The organism is Bacteriovorax sp. Seq25_V (genome assembly GCF_000447795.1).
Classification (GTDB): Bacteria; Bdellovibrionota; Bacteriovoracia; order Bacteriovoracales; family Bacteriovoracaceae; genus Halobacteriovorax_A.
On sequence record NZ_AUNI01000013.1, the window covers coordinates 28,038 to 52,093 of the forward strand.

General features: G+C 36.2%; 22 protein-coding genes and 1 pseudogene. 11 read left to right on the top strand and 12 right to left on the bottom strand.

Annotation, left to right across the window (positions count from 1 at the left end):
• Window positions 1–255: 255 nt before the first annotated feature.
• Entirely contained in the window at window positions 256–1,116 is an 861-nt protein-coding gene (locus M900_RS06100) for a chemotaxis protein CheX (protein WP_021273963.1), read from the top strand.
• 3 nt (window positions 1,117–1,119) lie between these two features.
• On the opposite strand, the gene M900_RS06105 is transcribed toward M900_RS06100, so the two are convergent.
• Entirely contained in the window at window positions 1,120–2,712 is a 1,593-nt protein-coding gene (locus M900_RS06105) for a carcinine hydrolase/isopenicillin-N N-acyltransferase family protein (RefSeq protein ID WP_021273971.1), read from the bottom strand.
• Here M900_RS06105 and M900_RS06110 point away from each other — a divergent pair.
• Window positions 2,711–2,953, top strand: coding sequence for a hypothetical protein (locus M900_RS06110; RefSeq protein WP_021273979.1), 243 nt, complete (start codon window positions 2,711–2,713; stop codon window positions 2,951–2,953). The genes M900_RS06105 and M900_RS06110 overlap by 2 nt on opposite strands.
• 2 nt (window positions 2,954–2,955) lie before the next feature.
• On the opposite strand, the gene M900_RS06115 is transcribed toward M900_RS06110, so the two are convergent.
• Window positions 2,956–4,014, bottom strand: coding sequence for a phosphatase domain-containing protein (locus M900_RS06115; protein ID WP_021273965.1), 1,059 nt, complete (start codon window positions 4,012–4,014; stop codon window positions 2,956–2,958).
• 57 nt (window positions 4,015–4,071) lie between these two features.
• Here M900_RS06115 and M900_RS17025 point away from each other — a divergent pair, with 57 nt between their 5' ends.
• Window positions 4,072–4,809 carry an MgtC/SapB family protein gene (locus M900_RS17025; protein ID WP_021273986.1) on the top strand — a complete coding sequence of 246 codons (738 nt, stop codon included), beginning with the start codon at window positions 4,072–4,074 and terminating at the stop codon, window positions 4,807–4,809.
• Window positions 4,810–4,817: 8 nt separating this feature from the next.
• Here M900_RS17025 and M900_RS06125 read toward each other — a convergent pair whose 3' ends face one another.
• Genes M900_RS06125 through M900_RS06135 form a run of 3 tightly spaced genes read right to left on the bottom strand, consistent with a single transcriptional unit; the run spans window position 4,818 to window position 6,569 of the window.
• Window positions 4,818–5,987 carry an Hsp20/alpha crystallin family protein gene (locus M900_RS06125; RefSeq protein ID WP_021273985.1) on the bottom strand — a complete coding sequence of 390 codons (1,170 nt, stop codon included), beginning with the start codon at window positions 5,985–5,987 and terminating at the stop codon, window positions 4,818–4,820.
• Entirely contained in the window at window positions 5,984–6,286 is a 303-nt protein-coding gene (locus M900_RS06130; protein WP_021273966.1) for a hypothetical protein, read from the bottom strand. Before M900_RS06130 ends, M900_RS06125 begins: the two co-directional genes overlap by 4 nt.
• Window positions 6,264–6,569 carry a hypothetical protein gene (locus M900_RS06135; RefSeq protein WP_034731679.1) on the bottom strand — a complete coding sequence of 102 codons (306 nt, stop codon included), beginning with the start codon at window positions 6,567–6,569 and terminating at the stop codon, window positions 6,264–6,266. The genes M900_RS06130 and M900_RS06135 overlap by 23 nt, the downstream gene beginning before the upstream one ends.
• A gap of 214 nt (window positions 6,570–6,783) precedes the next feature.
• Here M900_RS06135 and M900_RS06140 point away from each other — a divergent pair, with 214 nt between their 5' ends.
• Both M900_RS06140 and M900_RS06145 read left to right on the top strand, forming a co-directional pair.
• Window positions 6,784–7,695, top strand: a complete 912-nt coding sequence (locus M900_RS06140) for a hypothetical protein (protein ID WP_021273995.1) — start codon at window positions 6,784–6,786, stop codon at window positions 7,693–7,695.
• 55 nt (window positions 7,696–7,750) lie between these two features.
• Complete coding sequence (locus M900_RS06145; protein ID WP_021274002.1) at window positions 7,751–8,581, top strand: hypothetical protein; 831 nt, start codon at window positions 7,751–7,753, stop codon at window positions 8,579–8,581.
• On the opposite strand, the gene M900_RS06150 is transcribed toward M900_RS06145, so the two are convergent.
• On the bottom strand, window positions 8,578–9,258 hold the full coding sequence (locus M900_RS06150) for a hypothetical protein (protein WP_021273991.1): 681 nt from the start codon (window positions 9,256–9,258) through the stop codon (window positions 8,578–8,580). The genes M900_RS06145 and M900_RS06150 overlap by 4 nt on opposite strands.
• Window positions 9,259–9,360: 102 nt before the next feature.
• Here M900_RS06150 and M900_RS06155 point away from each other — a divergent pair, with 102 nt between their 5' ends.
• Window positions 9,361–10,611, top strand: a complete 1,251-nt coding sequence (locus tag M900_RS06155) for a hypothetical protein (protein WP_157680566.1) — start codon at window positions 9,361–9,363, stop codon at window positions 10,609–10,611.
• Here M900_RS06155 and M900_RS06160 read toward each other — a convergent pair.
• Complete coding sequence (locus tag M900_RS06160; RefSeq protein ID WP_021273994.1) at window positions 10,608–11,474, bottom strand: hypothetical protein; 867 nt, start codon at window positions 11,472–11,474, stop codon at window positions 10,608–10,610. The two genes, M900_RS06155 and M900_RS06160, sit on opposite strands and share 4 nt — an antisense overlap.
• Before the next feature lie 61 nt (window positions 11,475–11,535).
• Here M900_RS06160 and M900_RS06165 point away from each other — a divergent pair, with 61 nt between their 5' ends.
• Window positions 11,536–12,834, top strand: a complete 1,299-nt coding sequence (locus M900_RS06165) for an inosine/guanosine kinase (RefSeq protein ID WP_021273988.1) — start codon at window positions 11,536–11,538, stop codon at window positions 12,832–12,834.
• 6 nt (window positions 12,835–12,840) lie between these two features.
• Here the strand turns inward: M900_RS06165 and M900_RS06170 are convergent, their stop codons facing one another.
• From M900_RS06170 to M900_RS06185, 4 genes are read right to left on the bottom strand one after another with little or no spacing between them, the layout of a single operon-like run.
• Window positions 12,841–13,959, bottom strand: coding sequence for an ATP-binding protein (locus tag M900_RS06170; RefSeq protein ID WP_021273973.1), 1,119 nt, complete (start codon window positions 13,957–13,959; stop codon window positions 12,841–12,843).
• Between the two features lie 48 nt (window positions 13,960–14,007).
• Complete coding sequence (gene pyrF / locus M900_RS06175) at window positions 14,008–14,670, bottom strand: orotidine-5'-phosphate decarboxylase (RefSeq protein WP_021273962.1); 663 nt, start codon at window positions 14,668–14,670, stop codon at window positions 14,008–14,010.
• On the bottom strand, window positions 14,663–19,123 hold the full coding sequence (gene carB / locus M900_RS06180; RefSeq protein WP_021273969.1) for a carbamoyl-phosphate synthase large subunit: 4,461 nt from the start codon (window positions 19,121–19,123) through the stop codon (window positions 14,663–14,665). Before carB ends, pyrF begins: the two co-directional genes overlap by 8 nt.
• Entirely contained in the window at window positions 19,101–20,084 is a 984-nt protein-coding gene (locus M900_RS06185) for an aspartate carbamoyltransferase catalytic subunit (protein WP_021273987.1), read from the bottom strand. The genes carB and M900_RS06185 overlap by 23 nt, the downstream gene beginning before the upstream one ends.
• A 94-nt stretch (window positions 20,085–20,178) precedes the next feature.
• On the opposite strand from M900_RS06185, the gene M900_RS06190 reads away from it, so the two are divergent.
• From M900_RS06190 to M900_RS06205, 4 genes are read left to right on the top strand one after another with little or no spacing between them, the layout of a single operon-like run.
• Window positions 20,179–21,219, top strand: a complete 1,041-nt coding sequence (locus M900_RS06190; RefSeq protein WP_021273961.1) for a hypothetical protein — start codon at window positions 20,179–20,181, stop codon at window positions 21,217–21,219.
• Window positions 21,212–22,168 carry an HAD-IIIA family hydrolase gene (locus M900_RS17030; RefSeq protein WP_052600784.1) on the top strand — a complete coding sequence of 319 codons (957 nt, stop codon included), beginning with the start codon at window positions 21,212–21,214 and terminating at the stop codon, window positions 22,166–22,168. Before M900_RS06190 ends, M900_RS17030 begins: the two co-directional genes overlap by 8 nt.
• A 39-nt stretch (window positions 22,169–22,207) precedes the next feature.
• Window positions 22,208–22,558, top strand: a complete 351-nt coding sequence (locus M900_RS06200) for a hypothetical protein (RefSeq protein WP_021273996.1) — start codon at window positions 22,208–22,210, stop codon at window positions 22,556–22,558.
• 9 nt (window positions 22,559–22,567) lie between these two features.
• Complete coding sequence (locus tag M900_RS06205) at window positions 22,568–23,587, top strand: lipoate--protein ligase (protein WP_021273972.1); 1,020 nt, start codon at window positions 22,568–22,570, stop codon at window positions 23,585–23,587.
• Between the two features lie 16 nt (window positions 23,588–23,603).
• Here M900_RS06205 and M900_RS06210 read toward each other — a convergent pair.
• A pseudogene (locus M900_RS06210) lies at window positions 23,604–24,056 on the bottom strand (transposase); the annotation flags it as partial.

Genomic DNA, 24,056 nt, shown 5'->3' on the forward strand with positions numbered 1-24,056 from the left:
GACGCGGTGTATAATTCCTTTATGGCGTTAAATATAAAAAATCTATTTCCATTGCCTCACCCGAAGCAGACAAAAAAAGGTGGGAAAATAACCTTGGCTTTTGGTGAAGAGGAGCAGGGCCTAGATAATGCTACCGAAGATCGTCACCGGTCTAAAAAGCGTTATAAGTTCACGAAAATTAACAATTTAACCAAAATTAATATCATTAATTGAGTTGAGCTTCCGATAAAGAAACAATAATTTTCAGGAGATATTTTGAAGATCGTAAGAAAGGTTCTTATTTTATCGATTAATACTGATTGGGCCAATGAATTGGCCGAGCTATTGAAAGAGAGCCCAAAGATAGAAGTAGTCTGTGCGACTTCAAGAACTGCTGCAACTAAGCTTATCACTGACTCTCATTTTGAAGCTGTTATTATCGAAGAGAGCTTCAAGGAAAAGAATATTGATTATTTTTTCCGTGTTGTCGTAACTCAAAAAGTAAAACCAGATAATGTTTTTTTGTGCTTTAGTGACTTTTTAAGTTATAGACGAATAGAATTACCTGATAGTTTGGATGGGATCAAAATTAAGATCCACAGTCTTCCAATGCCGAAAGTGATCCTAAAGGATCTTCTCTATAACGAGCTCTTTCCTATGGGGCTTTCTAATCTCTCGATCGATAGAGAGTTTAATCAAGTACTCGTGCGTGCGTCCCATCGTGTTCTTGAAAGTTTAAGTATAACCGATATCAAGACCTCTAAGCCTGTTCTTCTTTCGAAAATGGAGAAGTTTGATATTGCTATTCGTGGAAAAGTGATCATTAAGACGGAGTTCTTTTCAGGAGCTTTGTTGATTTCGTTTCCACTGGAAAGTTACAAGTCTCTCTACAAATCAGTTGTTGGAGTTGAAATCGAAGAACTTTCTGCCGATAACACTGACTTCGCTGGGGAAGTCGCTAATATGATTTATGGTCAAGCTAAAAAAGAATTAGATGAAAATGGTGTAAAGCTTAATATGGCCATTCCGGTGCTTGATGTATCTAAAGAGTTGTTATCAAAAAAACCAATTTACGTTATTCCCGTTGATAGTTCTGTTGGCAGAATCTATATCAAAATAGCCCCTGATTACTTTTAGGGGCTAGACAAAAATCACATCTAAAATATCGAGATGAAGAAAAGTTAAATGTCTTAATGGGATATGATTTAACTTACTCATTATTAATTCTTTTTCAAAACGAAGCCTTAATTGCTCATTTGTTGGTATATGACTAATAAGTTGTTTTGAGTTTGTAAGTTTTGAAAGCCTAAGGTCTAAAATTGCTGACATATCTTTAAAGTAAGGCGTGAGTCTTGAATGAATTTCGAGATTTTCTTCCATTAGCTGTGAAAGTGCAAATTGTCCTGGTTCATGAATGTATTGAGCAACGATGAAAAAGAAGGTAACAAGATCGTGCTCTTCCTGACCTTCTGTAAATTCTAGTGCCATCTGTAGTTCGTGATAACCGTTAACTTCGTCATTTGTATCAAAGCTAAATTGTGCTTTGATGAGATGGAGGTATAAGTCTTTCGCTCGTTGATTTGTTTCTTTTTTAGAAAGTAGATCAGTTCTTTGACGATCCCATAAGTCTGACAGGTTTACGATATTTCCGGTATAAACTTTTGGGGCCTCTCCTGCAATATAAGAGGTTGTCATAGCACTTGGATTAAATATAACTGCAGCCATAGTTGAAGGGGTAATTGAAGAGAGACTTGATAAACTTTTCTCGGTTGGTGTAGTAAAACTTTTAAGGATCTCTGCATCTTTTTTATTGAAAGTTTTCTTTTCAAGCTTCTTACAATTTTTTCTTCTGACTGAATTGTAATTACTCATTCCAAAGGGCAAGAAGTCTTCTTGATTGGCGTCTGTATTTACAAGCTCATTACAAATGTACAAGAATTTTTTGTCATGAATATTGTATAAGTTGTAATGCCTTTCGTTACCATCAATATCTATTTCAAGGATATTTCCTTCCTTGTCCATAATATTAAGATTCCAGCAAGTAATAGTTTGTGAGCGCTCTAACAGTTCAAGTGCTTCTTTTACGCTACTGCAGTTTGAGACAACTTGATGGGCCAGGAAGAAGATCGGTGTTCCATGCTGGTTGAAGGTATTTGAAAATTTTTGATGAATAGCTACAGTTAGACCACTACTATTCATACTAGTTAGTCCAGAGAATGGTAGTCCAACACTAGAGTAGTTAAAAGTTTTAAGGCGATTTTTAAAGTTTGTTGTAACGATTCGTTCATGTTTATCGTAAGTATTTTTTAGTGGAAAATCTAAGATTCTAGCATGTACCGGTTCACCCTTTTCATTGAGAGTGAAAAGACTTGAGCATCCAAAATTAATCGGGGAGATATACTTCGTCCACGAACCTAGAAAAGAACAAAACTCTGGTATAAGTAGTGCACCAAAAATGTCGGTCTTTAATACATTTGCACCTTGTGCGTATGCGCCTAAGAGTTTATCAAACTCATTATTTTTATACAGTACTTGATCAATTATCTTTGAAAACGACTGATGGATAAGCTTATTCACTGGGGCCCAGGGTGTGGAGATAAGTGATCTAATCATTTGGATGGAGTATTTTGCACTCTCTCCATCTTTTAGGCCTAGTTGGTAAAACGCTTCTTCCTCTTCGCCGAAGAGGTTAATGAGCGGTAATAAGTCGCAGTTTTTGGAGATTTTAGTCATGTCTAGTATTTTAAATTCAATTATCTACCCAAGCAATCAAACAATTATTGCCATCATGGTAGCTCTTGCAGGACTTAGAGTTTTTATTGAGATGACACCTCTTAACCCTTCTTCATGGCCTATTTCTGCTCGTTGGGCAAAACGTGTGGGGCAAGAGCACGTAGAAAAATTTCACCGCACTGGTCTTATTATTTGTATTGGTCAAATTTTTCTCTGGGCACCACAACTACTTTTTAGTTAAGGTTAGTAGAGTTCTAGTGATTGAGCACCAAAACTAAACTGTTCAGGAATATTTAGAGTCGTCTCTTCTGCTTTTTTTCTTATATAGATTTTAATTTCAGGGTCGACCTGAGTTCTTTTGATCATATCTTTTAGCTGGTAAATTTTATTGAGCAGAAGACTATTCTGTTTATTGCTAAGTTTAAAAGCTTCGTAATTTTTTAATCGGTTCCAAATTTCTCTCGCCTCAAGTCTTCCTTTGAGAAGTTCATAGAATGTGAGATAGATAAGTGGATCAGATTCGAAGTTATCTCCCATCAGAACTATCTCTTTTGGGATTCCTGTCATGTAAATAATGTCTAGCAGATGCCCTAGTTTATAGATTCCCTGAACCTTTAAGTCTTTTGGAGTAAGATCCCCTTCGATGATTGAAAAAATCTTACGGTAATCTTTTAAGAATATTCCCGCCGAGTAGATATTGTTTGCATACAACCAATCCCTCATCGCTGTTTCATAAAAGTGAGGAGAGGCCGAAAGGATAAAGGGGTGATATCCCTGATCAATATATTCTTTTATTATCTTTACCGACTTATCAATTGTCGGGAACTTTTCAATCGGGCTTGTTAGGGACTTGTAAACTTCTTCTGGTGTCGAATACTTTGTATCAACGAGTGTTTTGTCAAAGTCACAAATCACAAGTTTCTTGTCTTCGCCAATTTTAAGAGGAATATATGTTCCAAGAAGAATATCGAGGCCTGGGTACTTGGCAACTTCGTAAACTTCAATCACGTGAACCTTTTCAAGCTCATCTATATTTTTCATTTTGATATTAAAACATCCAAAAGAATCAGATTCAAATTCTCTATTAAAAAGAAATTCGTGTTTCTCGTCGCGTGCAACAATTTTAATCTTGAAGGCATAGGCCTTTAGAAGTTTGTAGGCCTGAATTGGAAAACTTGGGGAAAATTTCTCAAGAGTTGTCGTCTTGGAAAAAATATTTTCCTTCATAGTTAAAGAAGCTCTTATGGCGAGTTCTTCTTTTGTTTTAATTGCGAGAAAGTTAACTAAATGAGCTCTTTTCATTGTGTATATTCTCACGCATAATATCTTTGGTGACAAATAAAAAAATGGAAAATGTTAATGAAGAATATGTATATTGAATTTTTTGGTTTTCTCCCTCTGTACATTGCGCTTGGGATTAAAATTGTGACTGCTCTTATCCTTGGTGGACTGGTTGGACTTGACCGTGAGCAGAAAATGAAGTCTGCCGGGATTAAAACAAATATGCTGATCTGTCTGGGGGCAACTGTTTATACTGCGTTATCAATTCTATCAATTGATCAGGGGATCGGTGCTGCTGATCCAAATCGTGTTGCGGCTCAGATCGTATCAGGGATCGGTTTTCTTGGCGCTGGTGCGATTATTCATGGTCGAGGTGGGGTTGTTGGACTGACAACTGCTGCGACTATCTGGGTTGTTGCGGCCATCGGTGTGACAATTGGTTACGGCTATCCGATAGCAGCAGGTCTTATTACAATTACAATTTTGATAGTTCTAAGAATGGTTACCCCACTTTATAAGCTTTTTGAATCAGAAAAGCACTTTAGACGCTTCCATGTTGAGGTTCTATCTCAAGGTCGTGTAAAAGGTATGGTTAAGGAGATCGTCTATAATAGAGTAGATCAAATTGATGAGATTTATGAAGAAATGATGGATGTGGATAATGATATCCGTTTACTTCATGTATACTTAAAAGTTCATCCAAGAAGAATTCCACAAATTCAAAAGTCTATTAGCTCACTCATAAAAGTTGATAAAGTAAAAATCCATGAAGCTGAGAGAACAATTGATCATAATAATGAGGAGAGTGACGAGTAGTTACACTCCTACAATTTTGCGATTTGAAAGCTTAATATACCATCTTGGTAGTTTGATTTAACTGTTCTTGGGTCCATAATTTCTGCGACTTTGAAATTTTTTGATAGAACCTCTGTTCGGCGAGTATCAAATTTCTCATCACCCGCTTGGGTTTCTTCCTGAAATTTTCTAGTAAGTACAATATTGAGATTTCTCTCCTGAGCAGTAAGGTTAACTTGTTCTTTTTCAAATTCAGGAACAGGGAGGGTTACCAGGTAGTGTTTTCCTTGGTCGACAATTGTTGGTTCTAGTTTTGTTATATGATAGAAGTCATCTTGCGCCTTGTTGGCTACAAGATCCTTAGCTTGGGCATATGAACCAACTAGTTTTTTGATATCAGTATCAAATTTAGTTTTAAGACGATTTAGAATCTCTGTATGGTCTTGCTCAAGAGTTCTATATTTCTGTTCAAAAGACAGCCTTTTTTGCTTTAAAACTTCATTGTGATGATCAACTTCACTTTTTGTAATATGTTTTTCTGAAGCAATTCTTTGGTTTCGATCAATAGAATTTTTTCTTTGAAGCTCATCAATTGTTTGATTATGATTTCTTTGTATTTCTTCAAGCTGCGTATCATGTTGTGAACTTACTACTTTAACTTGATTATCGTGTGCTCGATTTATTGTGATGAATTTTGAATCAAGATCACGAGATAGTTCATCGGCCCTGATTTTAGTGTCAAATAATACGTCTTGGACTCCAAGCTCACTATTTTTTTGAATATCTTTTATCGTGCGATTTGATTTATCAACAATATCACGATTGATAAGTTGGTTTCGAGTATTAACATCTATAATACTTTGCTCATGTTGATTTGTAAGGTCTTCATAGCGTTCAAAGTAATCACTCTTAAGTGCCTGTTCTTGGTCCACGAATTTTTGGGTGTTGACTTTATGTTGGGCCTGAATTTTTTCGAGTCGTTCTTGCTTGGAAAGAAGTGAGTTTTCAATATCAACTTTATTAAGTTCAACCTGATTATAAAGGGCAAGATCGCCTTCTTTTTTTACGTTTTCGAGTTTTTTGTCATAGAGGACATCAATCTTTTCAATTTCATTTTCTTTCTTTGCAATAATATTGCGTTGGGCTTCAGTAAGCTTATTGAGGTATTCTCGATTTTGCTGATCAAGAGTTGTCTTCAATTAAGCTCCTTCGTTGTTGATTCTAGCATTAGTTTTGCTACTGGATCATCGCAAATGTCACTGGCAGAAGTATTTCCTTTGCAGGTCCAAGTCTTTAGCAAATTGATTCTTAGAGCGTTCATACCACCGTGGTAAGTAACATAAGTTTTTGGATCAAGTGTACTTGTCACTGTAAAGCTTGATGGAGTTCTCGTTTGTAGGCGAGGTGATACAATATACTGATAAACCCTGTATTCAGCGAATGCTGGTATAGAGATTAAAGAGAATAGTGCGATCTTACTGAAGATGTGGATTTGCATCAAGGATCTTTCCTTCAATTAGTTCTAGTAGCGCCTTTGCTACGATTACTCTGTCTAAATCTGTAAAGCTTGAGAATAAAACCTTTTGCTTCTCAAGGTTGTTATATCCTGAAATTTTTTTTAGGAGGCTTTTTGCCTTTAGGCGGTCAGACTTAGTCATTTTTACGGTTTGGAATCCATCTGTGTAGATGTCATTTTCAAAAAGCGGAAAATATCCATTTGATCCAAAATCAATGAGCCTTTTTATCGAGTCGTACCTTTTTAAAAAACCTAGTTCAATCAATTTGCTTCCTCCTGTTACACATAAATATCTTAATCTATTCTTAATGTAGAACTACAGGAGGAAGATTCTACCTTCACTGAAATATTAGTATGTTAGGCTATTTGTAAGTAATTTTTATAATCTTTGATAGAAATGTTCGTGTTTTATTTGATCTTAGGTGTTTTTTTTGTGTAAAATTAAGCGGATTAATGTTTCCTATTAGCAAGGATGGTATATGAAAACATTATTTTTATCGCTAATTCTATCACTCAATTCATATGCATTAGTTGACTATTCTGATCCGTCAGAGTCAGCAGCACCTGTCGTAAAAAGAAGTGCTCCTGTGGCCGCAAAGGCAGTCAATAGATCAAGTGCAAGACAATCTGCCCCAAGCCGTGGTTTTGATCGCTATCTTGAGCTTTCAACTTCATTTGCAAGCTTGGATTACGCTAATGACCAACGAGCAGGTAAGGTTGATGAACTATTAGTCAAGGGCAAGATCGAGACCGATTACAATATCTTTTTGAAGTTTGAGCAGCCTTTTTATTCAGGGAAATATCAAGATGACCAAAAGTCAGTGTCAAATGAAAGAGGAAATGCCTCGTTAATCCTTGGTATTAACTGGTTTGAATACGGTAGCACAAGTGATGCTATTACCATTGATCTTCATGGTGGCGCTATACTTGGTGGAAGTGGCGAATTTACGTCAAAGAGAACTGACAAAGTTGTGGGTGTAGAAACATCTAAAAGGTTTTATAACTTTGCCTTAAGTCTTGGGTATGAATTAACTCTTACTGGGGATTCATCTGATGACAAAGAACAAGACATTGGTAATATCGGTACAATGAAAGCACAACTTGGTTGGCTTGTAAGTAATGATATTAGCTTTGTATTAACTGGGGCAACTGTAACAGTGAATAAATCAAATAATGATTCAAAAGCAAATGGCTTAGCTAAGGAGCTGAAGTTTGCATATGTTCGTCCTGAAGTTATTTTAGGGCTTGGTGGCGGAGTGGACTTAACTCTTGCTGGATTATTTAGAACAAGAAGAGTAAGTAGTGAAGATATTTCTTCACAGCTTAAGCTATGGAACGCTCCTGGACTATATGGAAATTCAATTAGTGCCGGTTTAAGCTTTTCAATTTAACAAAGGCCATTAATTGCTAGTTAATGATAATTTCTATTTTTGTAAAAACTGTAAAATGATTAAAGATAGTCTTGATGATCTTCTTTTTGTTGAAGAGGGATCATCAAATTGCTTTTGTAGTGAAGACTGTATTGAAAAGTTTTATGGGCCAATTATTGCACATTATTCAAATAAGATAAATAAGCTAAGAAAAGATCTTAATCTACTTGAGGAAGATGCCCTAAAACTTCTTGAAGACTCTTCTAATATTGAAAAAATGCTCTCAAAGCCAGATGAGATCTGGCGAGTAGAAAATCAATTGAAGGAAGAGATTTATACATATATTAAGAAAATTACAAAAGGTGATAAAACTACTTATTTAGCGGCCCTTTGTTTTGTTTTTAATAAGTCACCATCTTTTATTTTAGGACTAACTGCGACGAGTAATGAGTTTTTCTTGCAACAATTCCAAATTGGTGAGCAAGTTGAATCAATTGATGAGTATTACGGAAAGCAGTTTGCTGATGAGTATCAAATTGATCCAGAGCTTTTAGAGCAAATTGAATTTAAGAAATCTCAATACCTAGCTAATCATCTCGAATTGAGATCGGAAGTTGATATCCCTTTTGAAAACTTTGAGCTATACGTCGATTACATCGGCCAGACACTTGATGCACCTGATGAGTCATACTCTGCTCAAGATGAATTCTCTGAAACATTTTCGACATTTATCAAAGCTTTCGCTCGAGATGGAATCTCATTTTTCTATATTGTTGTTTGTATGCAGATCACTTCAGAGGAGGGGGCGCAGGTAATTGTTCCAGTGTTCTCGTTCCCAACAATCGACGGTAAGCTCTGTGATGAATACCGTCGTGGTGAGCAGTTAACTGGTAATTTAAAAAATTAGAATTTTTTGAAAACGTATTCGCCTTTTGATTTGAAGGCGTCACAGTATCTTGAGTCGCCATAGAGATCAAGATTAACTGAACAAATAAAGAAAGCATCGTAAGAGATTTGGTCTCTATAGAATGGAGAGTCAAAAAAGTATGATGCTTCTTTCATTACCATTACACTATTAATTTGAAAATTTTGGTACTTTCCGTAATCTCTATTCTTAACAAGAGGGAATCTATACAGTTTTAAATTAGATTCGATGAACTGACATCTTGCTTCTCCAAGAAAGATTGATCTATCTGATGTTGTATACGTTGGTATAACGCAAAGTCTAGTGCTAGGAAGAGGCGTTTTAAGCTGAACATAAACCTCTGATTGGTCTGTCGTACTTTGACAGATGGTATGTGCACCTAAGTGAGTATTGCTTGAAGTTGCAAACCCTGACTCACCATCTAGAGACCAACTACATTTTTGTAGTGCTGCTGGAATCGTAGAGCCTGATGATCCTGTTGTTGTGCCTGAACCATCATCCACCTCAATGGCCGAACCATTTGAGCCCGATGATGAAGATCCATTACTACTCGATGAAGAAGAGCTTTTCTCGTTGTCTCCGTATAGCGCACGTTTGTCACGTGGGGCTACACATGAAACTAAACTCAGTGTGATTAATAATATAGAAAACTTATTCATTCAGTTACTCCATAAAAAGACTTCCAATAGTCTTATCGTAAAATTTTAAAAAAAATTAAGAAATATATGTAGTATTTTATCTAAGTAACCGAAAAGATGATTGTGAAGGCAATATTTTTACTGTTGATTTTAATCTGTCCACTATTATTGGGTGTTTCTCTTTTATTAGAGTCGCCTTATCGCTTTTATGAAACTGTGAGAAAGGAAGGACTTAGTGATGGTCTCGTAAATATTTCGAAACCTAATCCAAGGTTATTTGGTACACAATTTCTTAAGACGTTTGATGCTATGAAGTTAGATTCCGAATCCCTTTGGAAGATGATTGATTACGATAATTATAGTATTCCATTACCATTTGGACATCCAAGTTTTTATATTGCACCGAGGCCATTTCTGGAAGGTAACAGAATCATTCCTGCATTTAGTTATAGTGAATCAGATGGAGATGAGCTTGTTAGATTTAGACCTCTTCAAATTGAAAAGGTCGATCTTTCTCTTCCTCCTGATAAGCTTTTTAGGCTACCTCTTGTTAGGAAATATATTCATAGGAAGAAGGCCATAAATATTTGGCACGATATTTACAACAAGAATTTAAAAGTTGAGGAAACTTCAGTACTAAATCCATTTAAGTCCTATGAGCTTTGGAGTAAAGTTAGTCCTATTGAAATTGCTTATAATATCTATCTTTATAAAATGAGAGAGAAATTGATTCTTAATGATGCACTAAAAATCTACTTTATTGGAACAAGGCATATTCTTTCTGAAGTTGGGGCAATTGATGAACAACGAAGTCGATATATCGGTCAATATTTTCACAGTGGTAGGCTTTACACTTATGAGTTACTTGTTAAAAATAATTTCGCAATGGCCAATATGATCATGACTCGTTTTATACGTGACTTCAAAGTAAGTGAATCAAATGCTAAAGAGGATTCACAGCGTCTCTACGCAGCCTATCGTGCAATTCCTTATAATCAGCGTGCTTCATATGATGCTTTAAATTACCTTTATAGTGCCTGGACCCATGAAAAGGAGAATCAGGCTTTTATTCGTGAGATAATTCAATTTTTTGAAAAGAATAAAGATTTTCAAAATATCCTAACTCCGATGTATTCTTTTGCCCGTAAGAAATGGGGAACAACTTTTTCTAATAAAGATAAGTTGCTTGATGAAGCGGCAGAAGTTCGTCTTCAAAGAGGAATCGAGCAAGAAAAAAGGAAAGAGGAAATGGAACTTGGAAATTTTGAGACTGAAGATATTGAAAACTTATCTAAGGAAGAAAAAATTAAATACCTCCTCAAAAAAGGGAAGAGGTACAAGCAAAACAATTCTGGTTCAATTATTGAAAACTAGATTTTATAAGAGATACCAAACTCAATCTTAGCTCCTCCCATTGAAGAGAAAGTATATTCGTTAAGATCGTCATCTTGAATGGCATCCATGTTTGTTATTTTATTGCTAAATAGAGAAGCTGAGGCATTGAATCCAAAAGTTGAAAAAGGGAATAGTCTAGCCCTAACTCCAAGATCTGTCCCATACATCACACTCTTGGAGATTTGACCATCGATCATTGTAATCTTCGCACCACCAGAAAATTGTAGTCCTGCAAAGCCTTCGATTGAAATCAATTTTGTTTGAATCAGGCGGTACTGATATTCTCCTCCGATAAGTGGAGCTTCAAATTTTGCTATATCCGTAGATGTATTCATGTAGCCTAGCCAGATTGAGAAACCATAACTTTTTAGGCTTGTTCGATGTTCTAGGGAAAGTCTGAAAGTAGAGAGGTTCTTTTTTTCTGACTCAGATTCAAGAGAGCTATTAAACTCTTCCCATTGTGTCCCAGTTCCGCTTACTCCAAGTGATAAAGTCAGAAAGTTATTTTCTTTTAACTTGTCTTCATCAGTTAGAAATAACATGTCGACATCATGATCCTTTATTTCTGGTGCAGCTGATATCTCACTGCCGTTTGACTCAAAAGTAATATCTTTTATTTGGACATAGGCAATTCTTCCGGCCACCAAAATAGGAGTAATTGTATTTGTTTTTAAATTATTATCTCCTACAGTAATTTTACGTCCTGCCCGAATATAACCGATAGGAATATCAAGGTTTTCATCTGCATAGACGATTGTCTTGATATTGGTTGTATATGCCATACGAGTAGCTAAAATTTGAAAGTGGCAAAATACCAGAATTAGAGTTAAAATTATTTTCATATTATTATTATACTTTGATCTAAAAACATTGCAAGAGAGTCAAATAAATTAAGGTGAAATTATGAAGTTTCCAGGAAAGAGAAAATCTAAACATTATTTTCCAGTTGAAGAGCTTGGTAGAGTTCCCTTTGAGAATAATTTGATGTCTGAAAAGAGTGTCTATATTACAGGGATTGATCAACTCTTAGTAGATATCGAGATCGACGTAACGGATGATATCTTGGAAAAATATAATGTTACTAAGGGACAGTCACAGGTTTTAAGTGATGAGATTGTTGAGAGTATTTATCGGGAATGTAAGGATAAGAATCTTATTCTTGGAGAGTTTGCTGGAGGTGCTGTTGGTAACACTCTTCATAACTATTCGACGCTTTCTGATGATCGATCAGTTGCTCTTGGAACAATCTGTGAAAATATAAAAGTTGGTGATTACGCTTTTAAATATATTTGTACGACGAGTTCAAAAGTTGATTTCAATCACCTACAACCAGTTAAAGGGGCAATGGCCAGAGCAATGTGCTTTGTTACTCCAGACAAAGAGAGAACATTTGCTATTGGAAAGGGGATTATGAATGAACTTGATGAATCATATATTCCTGAAGATGTTATCAGGAACTCAGCTTCACTTTTAGTAACAGCATTTCTACTTAGAGATGAGAAGTCTCCACTTTTTAAAGCAACAATGAAGGCCGTAAAAGTCGCAAATGAGGCCAATGTTCCAGTTGTTTTTGCTCTTGGAACAAGTTTTTTGATTGAAGAGAAGAGAGATTTCTTTCTCGATTTTATTTCTAAGCATGTTAACGTTGTTGCAACAAATCTTGATGAGGCCAAGGCACTTTCACATCATGATGACCCTTTACTGGCAGGGGAGTTTATTTTAAACCTCGCAGATCTTGTTTTGCTTACGGTAGGTGCTCGTGGACTCTATGTATGTGCTTGGGTTGATGAGAAGAATGCGCGTGAAACTAAAGACCATCTCCACTCAAAGTCACTTGTCGATTACAATGCTTTTGAATACTCAAGAGCTCAATTGAAAAGTGATTGTGAAAAGCCAATCAAAATATATACTCACATCAATCCTTTTATGGGTGGACCAGTAAGGATTGAAAATACGAATGGTGCTGGAGATGCTGCATTATCTGCTCTTCTTCATGATATTTCGGCCAACAACTATCACCGTCAGTGTGTGCCGAACTCACCAAAGCATAATGCAAACTATTTAACTTATTCTTCTATTCATCAGATTAGTAAGTATGCGAATAGAGTCAGCTACGAAGTTTTAAAGCAGAGGTCGCCTCGTCTTGCACATGGTCTTCCAATGAAAGAAGAATCTCTTGATGAGAGTTATTGGGAATTGTAAGACTGGTTATTCTTCGTCTTCGTAAGGGATAACAAGAGTAAAACTAGTATGACCATTTACAGGTTCATAGTAGAGGTCTGCTTTATTCTTGATTGCTAAGTCTTTGCAAAGACCAAGCCCAATTCCTGTTCCAGTTTCTTTTGGTTTTGTGGTAAAAAATGGTAGAAATATTTTTTCTAGGTCTTCGTCTTTTATTCCTGGTCCTGAGTCGGTCACTTTTACATGAATAAGTTTGTCTTCTTTTTGTACTTCGACTCTAATCCATCGATCTTCACTATCGCTGATTGCTTCAATAGAATTATTGATAAGATTGATAAGAATTTGAATGATTTGACCTTCGATGCAATTAATCACTGTGTTTCTAATTGACTCAAGATTCTTTACACGAAAATCAATTTTAGCAGAGATGATTTTTGATCTTAATAAGACATCAAGTTCTTCAAGAATTTTGCTAATCTTCGTTTTTTGAAGGTTATCGTTGTAGTCATCACGAGCAAGATTTTTTAGACCATCGATGATATTAAAAATTCGATCAGTCATATTATCGATTTTTTGAATGAACGATTTCTTTTTTTCTTCGGGAAATTCATCATGATGAATTAGTAAATCAGTAGTTCCCTTGATGATAGATAATGGATTTTTTATTTCGTGAATAATTCCAGTTGAAAGAGCTGCAATTGTTTTTAGTTTATCATTGTGCCAAAGTTTGGATTCTAGTAGCTTGGTTTGAGTGATGTCAAAACCAATGATAATGGCCTCTTGCGAGTTTTTATACTTTTGAGCGACAATAAGAAAGACCTTATGTTTTCCATTGATTGTCTCATTAATTTCGATTTGGCTATAGTCACCATGGTGAAGGAAGAATTCTTTAATAAAAGTTGTGAATTGACTTTCGTCTTCTTGAATAAAGCCAACTCTTTGGTTTTCTATGCTTTTTTTCTGAATTCCAATTAGGTCTTCAAGCGCATTGTTGATAGCGATATATCTTAGGTCGCTATTGATCCAACTAATTGTGCATGGAAGATGATTAATAAGATAATCCTTCTGCTTTAGTTCTTCCTGAAGAGCGCTATTTTTCTCTTCGAGTTCCTTAATCAATTCTTTTAGTTCTTCAATATTTTCCATACGACCACCACATGGATAATTGTAGTCGTTATTTTAGAAAATTCAATGTTAATTGTTTAAACTAGTAATTCGCTCTGGATTATCTCTCAACGCACGTCCCATAACAAGATAGTCAGCCCCTCGTTGAAATGCCTCCTCAGGCGTAGATACGCGCTTTTGGTCATTTACTTGATCTTGTTGAAATCTGATCCCAGGACAGATTGTTAAGATTTTGTCATCTTTTGAAATGTATTTAAGTTCTTGAGTAGAGCAAACAATTCCGTCTAGATGAGATAAGGTCGCTTGTTTGAATAGATTTTTGAAGGTCAGCTCGAGGTTTTGATTGTAGATACTTTGGCACTCTCTTTCGTCCATTGATGTAAGAACGCTAACTCCAATCAATTTAGTACTTGGGAGATATTCATCACAAGCTTTTCTGGCGGCCTGAAGCATTGTTGTTGAGCCGCTGAGATGAATAGTTAAAAAATCAATTTCAAGGGGAGATAGAGATTTGATCGCACTGGCCACTGTGTTAGGAATATCATGTAATTTAAGATCGAGAAATATTTTTAAATTATATCTACTCTTTAATTCGGTAATAAGTGTTGGCCCATATCTATAAAATAATTCCATTCCTATTTTAATAAGCGAGAGATTCTTTGCGTGTAGGTCTAAGAAACTTAAGACCTCTTCTTTAGACATATTATCTAGAGCAAGAAAAATTCTATTCATATTTTTTGTTCCCATCAAAATGATTCGCGGTAATTTCTTGTAAAGCAAGAGGAGAAGAATCTTTAATATTTCCATGGATCATTGACTCACAAACGGCCTTTATATTTTCAAGCCGTGTAAAGCAAGGAACTCCATAAGAGATTGCAATATTTCTAATTATTTCTCCATGATTTTTTGATTTTCCTTGATTCATTGGAGTATTAAATACAGCTACTAGATGATCGTCTTTTATCGCATCAATCATGGCCACGCCCTTCACATGTTCATCAAATTTCTCAACAAGCTCACAACTGAGACCAAGTTGTTTAATGGCATGGTAAGTACCTTTAGTCGCCATAAACTGCATTCCTAATTCATGAAGGGGAGAGAGTAGAGATAAAATTTCATTCTTTGAGTCATTAGACAGTGATAGAAGTATTTTTCCTGGTCGATCAAGGTTTGGATAATTTCCGAGATATGACTTCATTAGTGCGGTCTCAAGCTTTTTGTCTATTCCGAGAGTCTCGCCTGTTGATCGCATTTTAGGCCCAAGAATAATATTGTCTTTTACAAATCGATCAAAAGGAAATGTTGATTGCTTTACAATAAACGCATCAAGTTCAAACCGTGTAATATTTGGAATTTCTTTTCCTAGAAGCGCATCAGTTGCAAGCCCTGGTAGGTCAATGTCATAGGCCTTACTTAGAAATGGTAAGGTTCTTGATCCCCTAGGATTTGCTTCGATACAGTAAATTCGATTTTCTTTAAGTGCAAACTGAAAGTTGACTGGGCCAACGATATTGAGGCGACTGGCCAGAGTAATCGATAGCCTTTGCATTTTATCGAGATTCTCTTGTGAGATAATAACAGGAGGGGAAATCATTCCTGAATCTCCCGAGTGTACGCCGGCGTGTTCAATATGTTCACAAACAGTAAAGACGGTATGACCCTTAGTATCTCTTATTAGGTCAACATCATATTCTATTGCGTTTTCGATATAGTTTTCGACTTGAAATACTATTGAAGATCCTGAGGCATCATTGTCAAAAATTCCATCCAATTGTGCTAAGTCATTATGACCATTGATGATGAACATACTTTCTCCACCAATTACATAGTTTGGTCTGATGATTACTGGATAGCCAATTTCTGCAATAATATTGAGAAGCTCTTTATGACCCCTGGCCTGTTTTGATACTGTATGATCAAGCTCTGTCTCCCTTGTTACCATATCAAAACTCTTACGATCTTCTACCAAGTCCAGAGTTTGAAGGTTGGGTCCAAGAAATTTTAATTCATGATATTTTTTTCTAAAATTTGCTTCAAGGTTTTCTCGAATATTAATTCCTGTTTGACCACTAAATGACGAAATAATGTGATTAGGCCTTTCAAAGTGAAGGATGTCAAAGAGGTCCTCTGAGTAAAGAGGAGTAAGGTAAAGTCTATCACTACTGTCATAGTCGGTACTTACTGTTTCTGGGTTTGAATTTAGCATGATACTCTTGATACCGTGCTCGCCGAGTTTTAGGCACCCTTTAACACAAGAGTAATCAAATTCAATTCCTTGGCCAATTCGATTTGGTCCTGAGCCAAATATTGCTGTACTCTTAAACTCATTTGATAATGGCGTTGGTTCGTTCTGTACCGAGTATGTCGAATAATAGTATGGAGTTCCCGCACTAAATTCTCCTGAACAAGTATCTACCGCCTTGTAGACTGGGAAGATAGAGTTTTTAAATCTAAGGTCAAGAATATCTTCTTGTTTTTGGTCTGTTAAATGGGCGAGGTATTTGTCTGAGAACCCATACTTTTTAAAGTTTAAAAGCTGTCCAGGGTTTTGGATTAGTGTTGGATCGTTTTCTAGTTTTCTTTGTAGGATAACGAACTGTTCAAGTTGCTCTATAAACCATTTTGTAATTTTGGTTTTTTGATAAATATCCTCACTAGTCACTCCAAAGCGAAGGGCCTCTAGACATGTCAATACGGATAGTTCTCTTGGACGTGAAAGTCTATCCATTACGTATTCTTCACTTGCAATAAATGGAGTAGTTTTTAATTGATTGAGTTTTGGTATTTCTAGACCTTGTTCTGTTGAACGCAGGGCCTTCATTAAGGCTTCGGTGAAATTTCCTCCAAGAGCAAGTACTTCGCCAACACTTCTCATCTGAGGACCAAGATCTTGTGATGAGGAAGGGAATTTGTTGAATGGAAAAATCGGAATTTTAACCGCGACATAATCAAGTGTCGGCTCAAAACTAACGGGAGAAACTTTTGTAATGTCATTTAGAATTTCAAAGAGAGTTAATCCAACAGCAAGTCCAGCAGAAATTTTTGCGATTGGATACCCCGTCGCTTTAGATGCTAATGCAGAAGATCTTGATACCCTAGGATTCATTTCAATAACTACAATATCGTCTTCATCTTCATTGTTAATGGCAAATTGCACATTAGCCCCACCTGCAACAACATTCATATGTTTTGCAATGGTTAAAGACATTTCTCTAAGCTTTTGATAACACCTGTCTGATATAGTCTGCGCCGGTGCAACGGTAATTGAATCCCCTGTGTGGATACCGCATGGATCGACATTTTCGATCGAACAAATCACAACTCCATTTTTGTTCTTATCGACCATTACCTCGAGTTCAATCTCTTTCCAGCCGAGGAGTGACTTTTCCATTGTTACAGGAAATTTAATATCACTACTGTCAAAAATTTCTTTGAGATCATTCTGATTGTAGGCAAGGGCGGCCCCTTTTCCTCCCAGTGCGAAGTCTCTTCTAATAATTAGTGGAAATTCAACTTCTGATTTTGCAAGTTCGTAAGCGTGCTCTTTAGAAGTCGCTGAAAATCTCTTGCCGGCCTTGTAGCCCAGTTTTTCAAGTTCTTTTGCAAATAACTCTCTGTCTTCAGTCTTCTTTATCGTGTCGACATTGGCCCCAAGAAGTTTTACCCCATTACGAGAGAGAAACTCCTCTTCTTCAAGCTCAATACAGATATTTAGTGCAGTCTGTCCTCCCATTGTTGAGAGAACAGCATCGACATTTTCTTTTTTTATAATTTTTTTGATCGTATCTTTAGTGATTGGTTCAATATAAGTTTTAAAACTCATATTCTTGTCCGTCATAATTGTTGCTGGATTTGAATTCAAAAGGACGACTTCAATTCCTAACTCTTTATATGCTTTTAGTGCTTGGGTTCCTGAGTAGTCAAACTCTGAAGCCTGACCAATTTTAATTGGACCTGATCCTACTAATAGAATTTTTTTGATCTCGCTATTTAATTTTCCCTGGTGATAAGTTGGTAGTGCTTGTATATCTTCCGATTTGAATGTCAGTTTCTTCCCATTTATAAGAAAATCTCTAATTTCATCAAAGAATACCGCTGCATCTGTTGGCCCAGGATTGGCCTCTGGATGAAATTGTACAGAACGAATATTAGAGTCAGTGCTTCTTATCCCTTCAATTGATCTGTCAAAAAGCGAAGTGTACTCACAGACAAATTCACGCCCACTTGAATTGCAGTTACGGAGTTTTGAAAAAGAGCTTTCTTCAATCGCATATCCATGATTTTGAGCAGTGATCAGTAAATTTCCAGTGATGTGATCAAATACGGGGTGGTTTGAGCCTCTTTGTCCAAATGGAAGCTTAAACGTGTCCATCCCAAGAGCTAAACCGATTAACTGATGACCAAGGCAGATCCCACGAATTGGAATGTCTGTTTTTAAAAGCGCTGCAATTGTTTGTATTTGATCTTTATATAGTTTTGGGTCTCCTGGTCCATTTGATAGAAAAATTAATGATGGTGACAGAGCTAGAATATCATCGCTTGTGGCACTATAAGGTAGTTCAACAACTGGTAGACCAAAGCTTAGTAAGTTATTTGTGATTGCCTGCTTTATTCCATAGTTTATGATGACTATAGGCTTTTCACCTTCTCTATGTATCTTTTTTGTCGCAATAGAGACGCGCCTAAGATCATTGCAAATCAAATTGTCACTTTCAAAATCATTTATTGATGGTGGTGCTTCAGAGCTTGTGATTATTGCCTTATGATTTTTAGACTTTGTTGATAGGTACTTTGTAAGTGCCCTTGTGTCGACATCTGAGATTAGCGGAGTATCGATTTGGTTGAAGAATTCATTATAAGAGAAGTTTCTTGCAATCAATGTTTTTGCGTGAACCTTCTGTGATTGCAAGACTCTCTCGTCTGCGGCATAGTTTCCGATATGGGCACTTGTGTAGATAATATGTTGTCCGAGAAATGATGGGTCAGTTGCCGTTTCCTGGTAACCTGACATTGATGTCGTGAAGGCCGCTTCTGCGATGAGTATGTCTTCAAAATTTGGGATGTTAATGAATCCTTGAAAAGTTGTGCCGTCAATGAAATGAATATAAATAGGAGATTGTTTGAGAGAATCTTGAAAAGTTTTTTCGTCGTGAATAAATTTTTTAGGTATTCCTGATTCTCTCACTAATGTCTCCTGGGATTTTCTTATATTGTGAACCAATATGATGGTCTTCGTTATTAATCATTGCTTCAATTATCGCCATTCTCACAAAAACAGAGTTTTGTACCTGCTTGTGTGCCATCCATATCTCGGAGTTAACAATGTCCTGTTCGACTTCTATGCCAATATTTGCTGGCCCTGGATGAAAGACTGGGAGTACTTTTGAGTGTTTTCTAAAACGATCAAAAGTTAGTCCCCATTCTTGCTGGTAATTTTTAAGTTTGTCTGAGATCGACTTATCATGTCTTTCAGTTTGAACGCGGAGTAAATAGATAGCGTCTGATTGTTCAATTGCTTCATCGAGACTCGTGACACGGTTTACTCCTGCTGGCATCTCTTCTGGGATGAAAAAGTCAGGTCCACAGAGTAGTACATTTACACCAAATTGTGGAAGTAGGTCTGTTAGGGAATGAGTTACTCTCGAGTGGATACAATCTCCAACAATTGAAATTGTTTTCCCCTTAATATTCTTGAGGCCGCCGAAGTGATCTTGTAACGTATAGAGATCTAGTAGTGCTTGTGTAGGATGTTGATTAATTCCATCTCCTCCGTTAATTATTTTAATTGGAGGATATTCTCTAAATTGATCTAGGAGGTGTGATTCGTTAGTTCGAATTATACAAATATCAACACCCTGATATTTCAATGTGAGGAGTGTCTGTTCAAGAGATTCACCTTTTTTAAGTGAAGAGCTCTCTGCATGGAAATCAATATGGTATCCACCAATTCTCATGATTGCCATAGCGAATGATAATTTTGTTCTTGTGGAATTTTCGAGGAATGAAGTAGCAACAGCTAAGGTTTTTTGCAAGGGAAGACGAGGGGGCTGACCTGATTTAAGGTCATTCGTCCTACGAAGCAAGGCCTTAATATGGCCAAGTTCTAGGTCTTTAATTCCTTCTAATATTGAAGGGAAAGCAGACATTACTATCCTTTTCAACTATAATTTCGTATGATTACCTTATTATAGTTGATGCTGTGAATTTTAATAATAGTAGAAAAGAAATAGTCTTTTGGCCATGAAAATAAATAAAGAATTTAAAACCATTCACAATAACATTCAAAAAGAAGCCTTGATTAATGAAATTAAAGGCAATCTCTTTGAATATCTTGTCGCTCATCATTGTGCCAAGCGTCTGAAAATTGAGAATGCTTTTCTCGAAAGCTTTAGTGGCGATATGAAGAGTATGTTGATGACTTATGAAAAATGGCTTCGTCAAAATGATCGAGAACTAATTTCTAAGTTACAAACACTTTCTATGAAAACTTCTAATGAGGTTTCGTCTTATATAGAAAGTATTTTGAATGAAGGTGAGATCATAAAGACGATTGTGGTTATTGGAAAAATTACTGGTGGCCATCATAATGATATCTTCAAGGAAGCCGATATCATCTTTAGTACAAGTGAAAGGGAAATCCCATTAAGCCTAAAACTCTCAAAGAAGAATGCTTTTGTTAACACAAAAAGCGCTGGTGCAAAGAGTTTTGTTTCAAAGTATTTTGATGGCTTTGTGGAAGCTCCAATTTTTCAAAGTACGTATAATGATATTATAGATAAACTCTTCTTTGAGCTGGGTGAAAAGTTATACGAACGTCATGGGCTCGAGTTTTCTGGACGCTTCGATTCTACTTGGGATGGCCCAGACTTACCTGGTGAGCTCGATGAAGAGGATCGCGCTGACCTTCATTATATGTATCAGGAGTTATCCCGAAATCTCTATCAAACACTTAAGCAGTTTTTTGAGATTTCCCCTGATCGTTTCATGGCATCTCTCTTTCCACTTTTAGGTCAGGGGAGTGATAATCTCATTCAAGTAACCTGTTTTCACCAGGAAAAAGTCATTTCCGGAGTTAAAAATCGTTATGAGTTTTCCTCTGTCAGTATTAAAGATTACGCAACTACACATACGGAAGTTGAATTTTTACCATTTAAAGACAGTACCTCTTCTTTTGATATTCGACTTAATGATGATATACTTCAGATCAGAATAAAACCGATGAATAAGTTTACAACCGCATCATACAAAGTAAATTGCTCAGTGAGATCAATCAATGAATAACAGCCTATTTGATACAATTATTACCGCTTACCACTTTGACGAATATCTCAATGCATTTGGAAAATATTTTAAAATGTTTAAAATGAAAGATCTCGAGGAAGCTGTCGCAAACTCCAAGGGAGCACTTGTTATTAACAATGAAGAATTCTTAGATATTTTAAATATCTCTAATATATCTTCTCCATCAAGTTTTAAAGTTTTTGGATACTGTGAGCATATAAAAGATCATTCTAGAGAAAGAATCTATCCTGGTGAAGATTACAAAGATTGTAGTGATTATTTCGTCGACACAACCTCATACGTTGTTTCTGCAAGTGAGTGTCACACCTTTAGCAATGACGTCGAATTTTCAAATTATCTTTTTTGCCCGATTGTTGAGAAGCTTGTTGGCCCTGATGAGTATAGAAAGGCGGTATTTCTTGACCGAGATGGTGTCATCAATATTGACCATGGTTATGTTTATCAACCTGAGAAGCTAGATCTCATCCCTGGTGTTATTGATTTTCTACAAATATGTGAAGCCTCAAATATTTTAAAGCTAGTTGTTACTAATCAGGCAGGTGTTGCGAGAGGACTTTTTACTGAGGCCGATGTTGCTCACTTTCACGATGTTATCTGTGAAAGACTCTCTAAAGAAGGTATTACGATAGATGCAATTGAAATTGCTCCTTATCATTTTCAGAATGGACACGGAGATTATAAGAAACATTCTTTTACTCGGAAGCCAGGTATCGCAATGGTTTACAAGCATCTTTATCGCTTTTCTGTAGATCTCTCACAATCTTGGATGATTGGAGATAAGCCAAGTGACATTTTAAATATCGATCTTCTTAATTATCTTCTTCTTCGCGGAGATTATAATTTGTCTCCATATGACAGTATGGTTTACGATGATTTTGAAGGAATAAAAACATACCTTTTTTCTCTTGATTTTTTGCATCAGGCCTGACATCATTTACCCACCACGGATTGGCAATTTGGAGACAAAATGAAGTTTGTTCTAACTATTTTATTCTTATTTATCGTTTCTTTTGCATTTAACTCAAATGCTCGCGACCTTACACTAAAAGAAAAAACGGCAATATTAAATCTATCTAAGACGACGCGTGTAGCGGAATTTGCTCTTAGTCATATCGATGCTTCGAGCCTATCTTTAACAGATTATCTAAGCTATAAAGTCTTGAAGAACTCTTGTACTCCACTAAATAAACAGATTGATAAAATTGGGCAGGAGACAAGTGAGTATGAAGACCAATCGGCTCGTCTAAGTACGCTGATGAATATCTGCTCACACGGAGTTATTTCATTAACAGATCTTATGATCGAATATAACCACTAAGGCCTTTATATGTCTCAAAAAATTCGTGTTCTTGTTGCTGATACCTTTGACCCCTGGTTTAATTTAGCGACAGAAGATTGGATTTTTCGTGATATGGACCCTGAATACAAAGTTCTCTTCCTCTGGAGAAATCAAAATACTGTTGTCATCGGTCGTTTTCAAAACCCATGGACAGAGTGCAATGTTGAAAGAATGAATGCGGACGAAATTAAGCTTGCCAGAAGACAAAGTGGTGGCGGGGCCGTTTTTCACGATCTTGGAAATACAAACTTTACATTTATGGCATCTAAGGAGACTTACGATAAAAATGCCAATAATCAAATAATCATCAATGCGCTAAAGCGCTTTGGAATTGAATCTCTTGCTTCTGGAAGAAATGATCTCGTTTTAAAATCAGATGAGGGAGAGAAGAAGTTTTCTGGTAGTGCCTTTAAAGAGACTAAAGAGCGTGCATTTCACCATGGAACATTATTGATTAACGCTGATCTTTCACGTCTTGGAAACTATCTTAATCCAAATAAGAAGAAGCTTGAATCGAAGGGGATTAAGTCAGTCGTGGCGAGGGTGACAAACTTAAGTGCAGTAAACTCAGATGTTACACACGAAAGTTTGAGTCAGGCAATTATTGAAGAATTTTTTAAATTCTATGGTAGTGAATGCGAAATTGAGCACCTTGATTATGAATACCTCAAGTCAGTTCCAGCACTGAATGAATACTATGAAAAATTGAAAGATTGGAATTGGCGTTTTGGTGAGACTCCGAAATTTACTCACTTTATGGAGGAGAGATTTGTCTGGGGTGGGATAGAGTTGCATCTTAATTCTCACAAAGGACTAATTACAGAGGTACAAATCTACACAGATTCACTTCATCCTGAAATGATTGAGATTCTCGGTGAAAGCTTAAAAAATCTTCGTTATGAAAGAGATGATATCTCTCGTGCCATCGGTGAGTTAATTTCTCAGTATAAGATGTATGAGGAATTTCTGACTGATTTTAGAAATTGGCTTTGTTCTCAAATTAATTAATTTTAAACTGCTCCAGTTAAATGGGGACAGCATCTCTCAAATAAATCGAGTTATAGTAATTTATAAAAATATCGACATGCTTTTGAAGCATGTCGATTCTCTTTGTCGTACACCAAGTTCTTCTCGCTAGTCTGTTAATATTTGCCCTAAACATGGCGCACGTGTGATTCAATGTAAATAGTGGATCGAAGCGAAGCTTCTTAAGTTCGCCTTGTCCAGCTACACAACCTCGTCCTCCTTTGTATCTCTTATATTCTGCTGCTGGAAAGTATCTACTCACAAACTTTGGATATGCTTGGTGTTCATCTGATTGAATTGTTGCATCTTGAGCGACAACATTTTTAATCTTTTTAAATACTACTCTTAATCCTCTTTCATGATCATTTTTTCGATATCCATATTTCTTTCGTGATTTATCAGCGAGTAGTCCAAATGCAGGAATGCTTGAAACCTTTGCTGCAAGTATATA